This is a genomic window from Bradyrhizobium sp. HKCCYLS2038 (assembly GCF_051167655.1).
Classification (GTDB): domain Bacteria; phylum Pseudomonadota; class Alphaproteobacteria; order Rhizobiales; family Xanthobacteraceae; genus Bradyrhizobium.
The window spans coordinates 359,865-371,753 of sequence record NZ_JBNPTM010000007.1; the positions used below are offsets into that span (position 1 = coordinate 359,865).

At 65.1% G+C, this 11,889-nt stretch carries 9 protein-coding genes and 1 pseudogene; 1 reads left to right on the forward strand and 9 read right to left on the reverse strand.

All coding sequences use genetic code 11. The features are described from left to right. Position 1 precedes the first annotated feature (1 nt). The 5 genes from ACQR1I_RS29240 to cyoA are packed head-to-tail and all read right to left on the reverse strand — an operon-like array spanning position 2 to position 5,034. Positions 2–832 (reverse strand): SURF1 family protein, encoded by an 831-nt coding sequence (locus ACQR1I_RS29240; protein WP_434868806.1) that lies wholly within the window; start codon positions 830–832, stop codon positions 2–4. Then, on the reverse strand, positions 832–1,203 hold the full coding sequence (cyoD, locus tag ACQR1I_RS29245; protein ID WP_434868775.1) for a cytochrome o ubiquinol oxidase subunit IV: 372 nt from the start codon (positions 1,201–1,203) through the stop codon (positions 832–834). The genes ACQR1I_RS29240 and cyoD overlap by 1 nt, the downstream gene beginning before the upstream one ends. Continuing rightward, positions 1,200–1,829: a cytochrome o ubiquinol oxidase subunit III gene (gene cyoC, locus ACQR1I_RS29250; protein WP_434868776.1), complete on the reverse strand. Its 630-nt coding sequence runs from the start codon at positions 1,827–1,829 to the stop codon at positions 1,200–1,202. The genes cyoD and cyoC overlap by 4 nt, the downstream gene beginning before the upstream one ends. Beyond that, complete coding sequence (gene cyoB, locus ACQR1I_RS29255; RefSeq protein ID WP_434868777.1) at positions 1,826–3,835, reverse strand: cytochrome o ubiquinol oxidase subunit I; 2,010 nt, start codon at positions 3,833–3,835, stop codon at positions 1,826–1,828. Before cyoB ends, cyoC begins: the two co-directional genes overlap by 4 nt. A 23-nt stretch (positions 3,836–3,858) precedes the next feature. Continuing rightward, entirely contained in the window at positions 3,859–5,034 is a 1,176-nt protein-coding gene (cyoA, locus tag ACQR1I_RS29260) for a ubiquinol oxidase subunit II (RefSeq protein WP_434868778.1), read from the reverse strand. A gap of 145 nt (positions 5,035–5,179) precedes the next feature. Here cyoA and ACQR1I_RS29265 point away from each other — a divergent pair, with 145 nt between their 5' ends. Further along, a complete protein-coding gene (locus ACQR1I_RS29265) occupies positions 5,180–6,487 on the forward strand; it encodes an MFS transporter (protein ID WP_434868779.1) in 1,308 nt (435 codons plus the stop codon). 363 nt (positions 6,488–6,850) lie between these two features. On the opposite strand, the gene ACQR1I_RS29270 is transcribed toward ACQR1I_RS29265, so the two are convergent. The 4 genes and pseudogenes from ACQR1I_RS29270 to ACQR1I_RS29285 form a co-directional block, all read right to left on the reverse strand. Beyond that, positions 6,851–8,563, reverse strand: a complete 1,713-nt coding sequence (locus tag ACQR1I_RS29270) for a thiamine pyrophosphate-binding protein (protein WP_434868780.1) — start codon at positions 8,561–8,563, stop codon at positions 6,851–6,853. A 28-nt stretch (positions 8,564–8,591) separates the two neighbouring features. Then, complete coding sequence (locus ACQR1I_RS29275; protein ID WP_434868781.1) at positions 8,592–9,530, reverse strand: AEC family transporter; 939 nt, start codon at positions 9,528–9,530, stop codon at positions 8,592–8,594. 41 nt (positions 9,531–9,571) lie between these two features. Then, positions 9,572–11,122 (reverse strand): AMP-binding protein, encoded by a 1,551-nt coding sequence (locus tag ACQR1I_RS29280; protein WP_434868782.1) that lies wholly within the window; start codon positions 11,120–11,122, stop codon positions 9,572–9,574. A 458-nt stretch (positions 11,123–11,580) separates the two neighbouring features. Continuing rightward, a pseudogene (locus ACQR1I_RS29285) lies at positions 11,581–11,889 on the reverse strand (xanthine dehydrogenase family protein molybdopterin-binding subunit); the annotation flags it as partial.

The window sequence follows — 11,889 nt, forward strand, 5'->3', positions numbered from 1 at the left end:
CTCAAGATGATGACGCCTCGTGTCCACGCATGCCTTGCTGCCGATCGTCCCATTCCGCATCCTGCGCTGCCGCCGCGCCGGTCTCGCCGCGCGCGCGGCAGAGCCGCTGCACGCCGGCGCCGGCCAGCATCAGGGCCAATGTAAACCACGTCAGCGCGTAAACCAGATGGTTGTTCGGAAACGCGATCACGGTCAGGCCGCCGATCGGATAGCCGCCGGGATTCGGCGTCGCATCGGCATCGACGAAGAAGGGCGCGGCATCGGACAGGCCGCCTGCGGCCGCGATTGCCGCGACATCACGTGAATACCAGCGATTGGCGGCGGGATCGTTGTGGCGCAGGAAGCCGCCGCCGGCCTCGGAGATGCGCAGCAGCCCGGTCACGCTCACCGGACCATCCGGGTTCCCGGCGCTGCGGCTGGCAGGATCGCGCCGCTCCGAAGGCACGAAGCCGCGGTTCACCAGCACGACGCCGTCGGCCGTCTGCAACGGCGTCACCACCCAATAGCCGGGCCCCTCGACCGTGAGCGCCTGGACCAGCGTCTCGCGGTCGTTGAGGAAATGGCCGCTCAAGGTGACCCGCTTATACTCATCGTCATTGCGATTGACCGTCGCCCACGCGGCCCGCTCCGGCACGGGCACTGGCTCGGCGTGAACACGGCTCTCGACGCGGTCGATCAGATCGAGCTTCCAGGCGCGGCGCTCGACCTGCCAGACGCCGAGCGCCAGCAGGATCACTACGCACGCGATCCACACCGCGCCGATCGCGAGCGTCGCCGGCCGCAGCGCGCGCCGCGCGACTCGTCCCCCTGCCCCGTCGGCAGGAGCTGATATCACGGCGTCGACCCCATCTCGTGCACCGGCATCATGTTGGTCGTCAGATGGTGCATGACCCAGAGCGAGCCAGAGAGCGCGATCACCACCATGATGATGGTGAAGATCAGCGCCATCATGCTCCAGCCGCCCTCGGCCTTGGTGTTCATGTGCAGGAAGAAGATCATGTGGACGACGACCTGCACGGCGGCAAACGCCGTGATGATCAGCGCGGTCACCTGCTTGTCGAGCGATCCGCTCATCACCAGCAGGAACGGAATCGCGGTCAGCACGACCGAGAGGCCGAAGCCGATCAGCTGACCCTGCCGGGTGCCGGCATGATCATCGGCCGAGTGGTGCGCGTCCGCGTGGGCGTGGACATCCGAGCTCATCGCAGCATCCCCATCAGATAGACGAAGGTGAAGACCCCGATCCAGATCACGTCGAGGAAGTGCCAGAACAGGCTGAGGCAGACCAGCCGGCGCCGGTTGGGCTCGATCAGGCCGAAGCGCTGCACCTGCACGATCAGGGTGACCAGCCAGACCAAACCGAACGTCACGTGCAGGCCGTGAGTTCCAACCAGAGTAAAGAACGACGACAGGAAGGCGCTGCGCTGCGGCGTCGCGCCCTCATGGATCATGTGGGCGAACTCCGTCAGCTCGATGCCGAGGAAGGCGAGACCGAACAGGCCGGTCACGACCAGCCATCCCTGCATTGCACCGAGCCGGTTCTGCTGCATCGACAGCATCACGAAGCCGTAGGTGAGCGAGGACAGCAGCAGGAACGAGGTGTTCAACGCGACCAGCGACAGATCGAACAGGTCCTTCGGTGCCGGCCCTGCGGCATATCTGGCCCCAAGCACGCCATAGACCGCGAACAGGATCGCAAAGATGAGGCAGTCGCTCATCAGATAGATCCAGAAGCCGAGCATCGTGCTGCTGCCTTCCGGGTGCTCGTGCTCGTCGACGAGGTAGAAGACCGGCTCGCCGGCCTTCAGGGTACCCGTTGCAACTGTCATGACTTCGCTCCTGCCGCGAGCAGCGCGGTGCGCGCCCGCTCGACACTGACGACCTCATCGGCCGGGACGTGGAAGCTGCGGTGATAGTTGAAGGTGTGGGCGATCGCGACCGCCAGCAGCGCGACGAAGCTGCCCGCCGCCATCCACCACATGTACCAGATCAGGCCGAACGCCATGGTGGTGCTGAGCCCCGCCAGGATCACGCCGGTGCCGGTGTTGCTCGGCATGTGGATCGCCTTGAAGCCGGCGAGCGGACGCGTGTAGCCGCGACGCTTCATGTCCCACCACGCGTCGTTGTCGTGGACGACGGGCGTGAAGGCGAAGTTGTAGGCCGGCGGCGGCGACGACGTCGCCCATTCCAGCGTGCGCGCATCCCAGGGATCGCCGGTGACGTCGACCAACTGCTCGCGGCGCAGGACGCTCACGGCGATCTGGATCAGGAAGCTGGCGATGCCGAGCAGGATCAGGAACGCCCCGACGCCGGCGATCACGAACCAGATCTGCAGGCCCGGATCGTCGAAGGTGCGCAGGCGACGGGTCACCCCCATCAGGCCGAGCACATAGAGCGGCATGAAGGCGAAGTAGAAGCCCACCGTCCAGAACCAGAACGACATCTTGCCCCAGAACGGATCGAGCTTGAAGCCGAACGCCTTCGGGAACCAGTAAGCGATGCCGGCGAACAGGCCGAACAGCACGCCGCCGATGATCACGTTGTGGAAATGCGCGACCAGGAACAGGCTGTTGTGCAGCACGAAGTCGGCCGGCGGCACCGCGAGCAGGACGCCGGTCATGCCGCCGATCACGAAGGTCATCATGAACGCCACCGTCCACATCATCGGCAGCTCGAAGCGGATGCGGCCGCGATACATCGTGAACAGCCAGTTGAACATCTTCGCGCCGGTCGGGATCGAGATGATCATTGTCGTGATGCCGAAGAACGAGTTCACGCTGGCGCCGGAGCCCATGGTGAAGAAGTGGTGCAGCCAGACCAGATAGGACAGGATGGTGATGACGACTGTCGCGTAGACCATCGAGGTGTAGCCGAACAGCCGCTTGCCCGAGAACGTCGAGGTCACTTCGGAGAAGATGCCGAACGCCGGCAGGATCAGGATGTAGACCTCCGGATGGCCCCAGATCCAGATGAGGTTGACATACATCATCGGATCGCCGCCGAAATCATTGGTGAAGAAGTTGGTGCCGACGTAACGGTCGAGCGACAGCAGCGCCAGCACGGCCGTCAGCACCGGGAAGGAGGCGACGATCAGGACGTTCGTGCACAGCGACGTCCAGGTGAAGACCGGCATCTTCATCATGGTCATACCGGGCGCCCGCATCTTGACGATGGTGCAGATCAAATTGACGCCGGATAGCAGCGTGCCGACGCCGGCGACCTGCAGCGCCCAGATGTAGTAGTCGACGCCGACGTCAGGACTGTAGGACAGGTTCGAGAGCGGCGGATAGGCCAGCCAGCCGGTGCGGGCGAACTCGCCGACGAACAGCGAGCACATCACCAGCACGGCGCCTGATGTGGTCATCCAGAAGCTGAAATTGTTGAGGAACGGAAACGACACGTCGCGCGCGCCGATCTGCAGCGGCACGACATAGTTCATCAGGCCGGTGACCAGCGGCATCGCCACGAAGAAGATCATGATCACGCCGTGGGCCGTGAATACCTGATCATAGTGGTGCGAGTTGAGATAGCCCTCGGAGCCGTTGAAGGCGATCGCCTGCTGCAACCGCATCATCAGCGCGTCGGCGAAGCCACGCAGCAGCATGACGATGCCGAGCACCATGTACATGATGCCGATGCGCTTGTGGTCGACGGTGGTGAACCACTCCTTCCAGAGATAGCCCCAGAGCCGGAAATAGGTCAGTGCGCCCAACAGCGCGAGGCCGCCGAGCGCGACCATCGCGAAGGTGCCGACGATGATCGGCTCGTGCAGGGGCAGCGACTCCAGGGTCAGCCGGCCGAAGATGAATTTGGTGAGATTGGCCGTGTCGAACATGATGGACCCTCACGAATCCGACTTCACGAATTTGACTTGGAGGTGGACCACGTGATGAAGGATGCCTTGGACGGCCGCAGCAGGCCGGGCCGTTCCAGCCCGCGGCCCTGCAGCGGTGTCCAGTCGAGCGGCGCCAGCACGGTCGGCGAGGAGTCCTCGGCCATGCGCGTGACCTGGTCGCCCGGCAGACACACGCCACCGGCTACGAAGCTCGGCTCGGCACCGAACACCGCGCCGCGGCCGGCGAACTTGTCATAGGCCAGCGGCAGCGTGTTGCTGATACCGGCCATGCCCATGCCGCCCCGGGCGTCGATCGCCATCATCTCGCTCATGCACATCTTGCCGGTCTCGACGCACATGTTGAGGATGGCGCGGAACAGGTCCCCATCGACGGAGGCGTAGTAGCGCACCGGCTCGTTGGCACTCGGACGCTCCAGCATCAGATATTCGCTCTTTCCGAGCTGAGTGCCGCTGGCCTTGGCCTTCTCGACCCAGCTCGAAAACTCCGCATCCGACAGGCCATGGAAGGCGAAGCGCATACCGGAGAAGCCCGAGCCGCTGTAGTTCGCCGAGAAACCGCGATAGACGCCGGGCTTGTTGATGACGGCGTGCAGCCGGCTCTGCATGCCCGGCATCGCATAGATCTGGCCGGCGAGTGCCGGAATATAGAACGAGTTCATCACCGACGAGGACGTGATCCGGAAATCGAGCGGCCGGTTCACCGGAGCAGCGAGCTCGTTGAGGCTGGCGATGCCGTATTCGGGGTAGATGAACAGCCACTTCCAATCGAGCGCGACGACGTTGACCTCAAGCGGCTTGTCCTGCGGCGTCACCGCGCGGTCGGCCGAGATGCGGCCCAACGTCCGGTAGGGATCGAGCAGATGGGTGCCCATCCAGGTCACCGCGCCGAGGCAGATGATGATCAGCAGCGGGGCGGCCCAGATCAGGAGCTCGAGCTGGGTCGAGTGGTCCCAGTCCGGCGTATAGGTCGCCGCCTGGTTGGACTGGCGGTAGCGCCAGGCGATCATGGCGGTGGCCACCATCACCGGGACCACGATCAGCAGCATCAGCACGGTGGCGATGATCACGAGATCGCGCTGCTGGGCCGCGACATCACCTGACGGCGCGAGCACCACCAGATTGCAGCCCCCGAGCGCAAGCCCTAGGAGTAGCAGAGCCAACGTTTTCCAGTAACGCACGATTAACCTCGTCGAAGTCGCTGAACGAGGCCTCACGTAGCGACCGGACGTCACGCCCAACATTGGACAATTTGTCCAATACCGGACCGACGCCCGGCCAGACATTTACGGGCTAAGATAGAGTGCGAGAGGACTGCGAGCGGCGATGACACAGGCAGCGGCCATGGACGGCGAGACCAATCTTTCCCGCAGGCATGAGGCGAATCCGGGCGAGATCGCGATCGGCGTCATCATCGGCCGCACCTCGGAGTTCTTCGACTTCTTCGTCTACGCCATCGCTTCCGTGATCGTGTTTCCGCGCCTCGTCTTCCCGTTCGCCGACGAGCTGACGCAGACGCTTTACTCCTTCGCGCTGTTCGCACTCGCCTTCATCGCGCGCCCGTTCGGCAGCGTGATCTTCATGGCGATCGACCGCCGCTACGGCAAGAGCGCCAAGCTGATCCTCGCGCTGTTCCTGCTCGGCACCTCCACCGTCGCCATCGCCTTCCTGCCGAGCTACTACACCGTCGGCGCCGGTGCGATCTGGCTGCTGGCGCTGGCGCGCATCGGCCAAGGCCTTGCCTGGGGCGGCGCCTGGGATGGCCTCGCTTCGCTGCTCGCGATGAACGCGCCGGAGCATCAGCGCGGCTGGTATGCGATGATTCCGCAGCTCGGCGCCCCGCTCGGGCTGATCGTCGCCAGCACACTGTTCGCGTTCTTCGTCGGCCATCTCTCGGCGGCCGATTTCTTCGACTGGGGCTGGCGCTATCCGTTCTTCGTCGCCTTTGCCATCAACGTCGTGGCGCTGTTCGCGCGGCTGCGCATGGTGGTCACGCCAGAATATGACGAATTGTTCCAGTCGCGCGAACTGCAGCCCGCCAGCGTCAGCAGCACCATTCGCCACGAGGGCCGCAACATCGTGATCGGCGCTTTCGCGCCGCTGGCGAGCTTCGCCCTCTTCCATATGGTGACCGTGTTTCCGCTGTCCTGGGTGTTCCTGTTCACCAAGGAGACGCCGGCGCGCTTCCTGATCATCGAGGCCGTCGGCGCGGTGTTCGGCGTCATCGCGATCATCGCCTCGGGCATGCTCGCCGACCGCATCGGCCGCAGATCGCTGCTGATCGGCTCGGCGGTCGCGATCGCGGTGTTCTCCGGCTTCGCGCCGCAGCTGCTCGACGCCGGCCCGGTCGGCGAGACCATCTACATGGTGCTCGGCTTCATCCTGCTCGGCCTGTCGTTCGGCCAGTCGTCAGGTGCGATCGCCGCCAACTTCGCGCGAACCTATCGGTACACGGCGTCGGCGCTGACGGCGGACTTGGCGTGGCTGTTCGGCGCGGGATTCGCACCGCTTGCAGCGCTGCTGCTGGCGTCGTATTTCGGCGTGCTCTCGGCCGGCGGCTATCTGTTGTCGGGCGCGGTCTGCACATTGCTCGCGCTGTGGCTGAGTGCCCCGCGGCAGCTGCAGCAGACGTAGTCGTCGCGCGAGGTGATGCCTCGGTAAGGCTCGCTACGAGCCACTCGCTCGGCGAGCGCTCACTAAGCGGAAAATGAGTTCACTCGGCAGTCCAAGTAATTGCGCCCTCTCCCCTTGTGGGAGAGGGCATGTAGGACGGTGCGTCAAACTCGGTCGGGTGAGGGGTTTGTCTCCGCACGCACGACCGTCCCAGTGGAGAGAGACCCCTCACCCGGTATGACCGCGCTTTGCGCGCTCATACCACCCTCTCCCACAAGGGGAGAGGGTGCACCACCGCTGCGGCTCATTGTTTGTGCTCACACGTGGGGGACTGATCGTCGTCGTTCCGCCTTTGAGCAAACGGCGGATCGATTGAGCTAGTCCTCAAGTCCCCCGCCACTTCCGCTCCGCCTCGTCCCACGCCGCGAGCGGCTGAAGATCCGGCACCCACGCAAGTCCTGTCTTGGCATCCGACGACACCGCCTCCGGCGTCACCACCATGTCGAGCAGCGCCGGGCGATTGGCCAGCGCACGCTCAATCGCAGGCCCAAGCTGTTCCGCGGTCTCGACGCGCTCGGCGTGCATGCCGAAGGCGCGCGCCATGGCAGCGTGATCGGCGAATTGAAGTTTCGTGCCGACGACCTTGCCGTGCGTCACGGTCTGGTCGTGCACCTCGATCTGCCAGGCACCGTTGTTGGCGACGACGATCAGCACCGGCGCCTTGTGGCGCACGGCGGTGTCGACCTCGATCGCGTTGAATCCGAACGCGCCGTCGCCGGTCGCAACCACCACCGGCTTGTCGGGATAAGCGAGACTCGCGGCGATGCCGTAGGGCACGCCGATGCCGATGCAGCCGAACGGGCCGGGATCGAGCATCAGGGGCGCGCTCAAGCCCACGCGGGCGAAGGACAGGAAGTCGCCGCCGTCGGTGATGACCACGGCGTCGTTACCGATGGCGTCCTGGATCGCCGAGAGCACGCGATTGGGATGCAGCCGGCCGTCGGAGCCGGCTGGCGCCGCCGCCATGCTCTGCTTCAGCTTGGCGGCGCGCTCCTGATGGCTGGCGTGCAGCTTCGCCGTCCATGATCTGTCGACGGCGGATTCGCGGTTGCCGGCGAGCGCGATCATGGCGCGCAGCGTTTCAGCTGGTGATGCGAGAATCTCGGCCGCGCCGCGACGGTTGTCGCGCAGTTCGCTCGCGGTGTCGCTGATGCGGACGAATTTCGCGTCCTTGAACACAGCGGGCGAGCCGTAGGCGAGCTGAAAATCGAGCTTTCGGCCGACGGTCAGGATCACATCGGCATCGCCCATGACAGCGCCGCGCATCGCGCCGACAACGGAGGGATGGTCGTCCGGCACCAGACCCCTGCTCTCGCCGGTGTCGAGATAAACAGCGCCGAGCCGGTCGAGCAGCGCGATCAGTTCAGGACCGGCGCCGCGCGCGCCGCGGCCGGAAATCACGAGCACGCGTCGCGCCGACCACAACAGCTCCACAGCCTTCTCGACCTCGGCCGGATCGGGCCGCACCGACACGCGCGACTTTGGCGCGAGATGCTCCTCGAGCTGCAATGCCTTGGGCACGATGCCGCGCAAGGTGTCGACCGGAAAGTCGATGAACACCGGCCCCGGCTCGCCGCCATCGCCGAAGGCGCGCGAGATCGCCTCGTCGAGCTCCTGCAGCACCAAGGACGGCTCGCGCACGGTGCGGGCATAGCGCGTGATCGAGCGCACCAGCTGGGTGTGATCCATGTCCTGCAGGCCGCCGCGATTCTCCTGCGGCCGCGGATTGCCGCCCGACATCACCAGCACCGGCGCCCGCGAGACATGCGCGTTGGCGATGCCGGTGATCGCATTGGTCATGCCGGGTCCCGCCGTGACCAATGCGACGCTGAGCTCGCCGGTCAACTCCGCATGCGCCTGCGCCATGTGCACGGCGGCGCGCTCGTCGCGCACGTCGATGATGCGGATGCCCTCGGCGTCGAGCCGCATCCAGATCGGCATGATGTGGCCGCCGCACAGCGCGAAGACGCGGCTGACGCCGCGGCGCTTGAGCAGGCGGGCGATCAGGTCGGCGGCACTGTCGGGAGAGACTTTCATCGGACCACTCCGGCGGATGAGGATGCGATCAGCCCGGCGCGAGCCAGGCCACGAGCAGCGAGACCGTGAGAACGGCGAAGATGTGCGAGACGAGGATCGAGCCTGATGTCACGCCCGCCTCCAGCCCATACAGCTTGGCGATCGTGAACGGCCCGGAGCCGATCGGCAGCGCGCTGAGGATGACGGCCGAATGCGACCACAGCGGCGGCATCGCAAAGACGTGGAAGGCGAGCAGCGCGGTCACCGCGGGCTGCATCACGAGCTTCAGCGACACCAGGATGGCGATCGATGTCGCATCGTGCGTCACGACGCGCTCCTGCGCCAGGAACAGGCCGATGCAGACCAGCGCCGCCGGCGAGGCTGCACCGCCGAGCAGGCTCGTGAAGCTCATGAACGGCGCGGGGAGCGAAAAGCCGCTGAGTCCCACCGCAAGACCTGCGACGGGCGCGATGAACAACGGGCTGGTCAGCAGCGAGCGCGCGACCTTGGCGATCGTCGCACCCAGAGTGGCGCCCTTCTGCAGATCCATCTCGACGACGACGATCGCAAACAGAAACAGCACGCACGCCGTGAACAGGGTGGCGATGATCGAGGCCGGCGCGCTGTCGGGGCCGAACACCAGCAGGCACATCGGAATGCCCATGAAGCCGACATTGCTGTAGCCGGCATCGAGCCCCTCGATGCTGGCATTCGCAACACGGCGTCCGCGTAGCCGGCTGATGATGAAGCCGGTCGCAAAGGTTGCGGCGATGCCGCCGCAGAACGCGCCGATGAAGCCGAACTGGCTGACCTGCTCGACGCCGATCTTGGACATCGCCGTGAAGATCAGCGCCGGCAGCGCGAGGTACACCGCGAAGCGGTTGAGATTGTCGGTCGCGGTGCGATCGAACACACCGAACCGTCCGCACAAAAATCCGGTCAGGATCAGCGCGAAGATGGGGAGAGCGGAATTGAGGACGGCCTGCATCGCAGCTATCTATCAGACCGCAGCGCATTGCCGCCACTCGTTCACGAAAATCTCTTCTTCAGCTCGCGATGCAGGATCTTGCCGGTGGCGTTGCGCGGCATCTCGGCGTCGGTAATGAAGGCATAGGAGCGCGGACGCTTGAAGCCCGCGAGGCGTTCCTTGGCCCAGTCAACCAGCTCGCACTCTTTCACCGTCATGCCGTCGCGCGGCACGATCACGGCATGGACGCGCTCGCCCCATTTGTCGTCGGGCAGCCCGATCACGGCGATGTCCTTGACGCCGGGATGGGCGCCGACCAGAGCCTCGACCTCGGAAGGATAGATATTCTCGCCGCCAGAGATGATCATGTTGCTCTTGCGGTCGGCGAGGTGGATGTAGCCGTCGGCGTCGCGGCGGGCCATGTCGCCGACCGAGCAATAGTCGCCGCGGAACGCCTCCTTCGTCTTCTCCGGCAGGCGCCAGTAGCAGTCGAAGGTGTGCGCGTTGGAGGAATAGAGCTCGCCCGCCTCGCCGTCCGGCACCTCGTTGCCGGCGTCGTCCAGGATGCGGATCGGCGCCGCACCGACGCATTCGCGCCCGACCGAGCCGAGCTTGGTGAACTGCTCATGCGGATGCAGCATGGTCACCCAGCCGGTCTCGGTCGCACCGTAGAGCTCGTAGAGGCCGGACTTCGGGAACATCTCCATCACCTCGCGCTTGGTCTCCGGGCGCGCCGGCGCCGAGGAGATCATCAGCTTGGTGATCGCGCTGAAATCGTGCTGCGTGCGGATCGCGCGCGGCAGGTCGAGCATCATGATGTAATGCGTAGGGACCAGCGAGGTGAAGGTCGAGCCGCCGTCGGCGAGCGTCGTCACCGCGTGCTCGGGATCAAAACTCTTGCGCGAATAGATCGAGTTGACGGCGCCGATATAGCCGAACGCGCCGAAGAAATTGAGCGAGTTGGCATGGCACATCGGCATCACCAGCAGCGCGCCGTCGTTGCGGCTCAGCTTCAACTCGATCTCGGTGACCATCGACAGCAGCACGGCGCTGCGATGGCTGCGCAGCACGCCCTTGGGCTTGCCGGTGGTGCCCGACGTGTACATCAGGGTCCAGGGATCGGACAGCGCGACCTGCTGATCCGGCTCGCGATCTGCAGCCGCGGCGATGATGTCTTCGTAGCCGCGATAGCCGGCCGGACGCGGCCTGGTGCCGAAATGGATGAAGCGATCGTCGGCGATGCCGAGATCCTTGCGTACCTCTTCGACGAGGCCTGTGAGCTCGTCCTGCACGATGACGGCGGCCGCTTCGGCATTCTGGACGATGAACTGCACCTCGGGCGCGGTGAGGCGGAAATTGATTGGCAGCGCGACCAGTCCGGCCTTGGCGGTCGCGGCGTAGATCTCGCACCACTCGACGCAATTGTAGGCGAGGATGGCGACGCGATCGCCCTTGCTGAGGCCGAGCCCGAGCAGCGCATTGGCGAGCCGGCAGGCACGCGCGTTCCAGAGCGCAAAACTCATCGCGCGCTCCAGGTCACGGACGCCGGTGCGATCCGGCGACATGCGGGCGTGGGCGAACAGCATCTGCCCGAAGTTCAAGAGGTCCCTCATCGTCGTTCCCTCCTCCGTTTTGAGTTCGTATTCCGAATTCGAATTCAAATCAAGGCGCTTTGGCGGAACTTTCCTTGAGGATCTGCGGCAGGATTTGAGGCGCCCTGTCCTCGGAACCTACTTTGGGGCTGGTCACACAAGTCGCCACACCACAGGTGTTGTCCCAGCGCGCGCTGGCCCGACAACGCTGCGTGGCCGGGAGCGCGCTTGTCCGGGACGACAGCAGAGGTCGGAGACTGGCAGATTGCCAATCTACTTACTTCCCTGATGGTCGGCGCGCCGCGCTGCGGCGAACTCACGGAAGAAATCGACGAGATACGGTCGCCAGACCGATCGCCAAGTTCAAAACAAATCAGCTAACTAATCGAAACGAACCGCGCGTGCAGAGAAATCGGCAGCGCTAAGAACTCGTGTAGACAGGGGTGGAGCGGCGGACCGCCCCACCCTGCTTGTTGTTATCAAGCTTTCATCGCCGCTTTCACCGCCGCGGCAGTGATCGGCAGCGAGCGCAGCCTTGCGCCGCAGGCGTTGTAGATGGCGTTGCCGAGCGCCGGCGCAACCACGGTGACGGCGGGCTCGCCGACGCCGGTGGCCTTCTCGCCATTGGCAATGACGGAGATCGCGACCTCCGGCACCTGGCTCATCCGCAGCGGCGTGTAGCTGTCGAAGTTGGTCTGCTCGATGCCGCCGTCCTTCAACGTCGCCTTCTCGTACATCGCGAGCGACAGGCCCCACAGCGCCGCGCCCTCGACCTGGGCACGGATGTT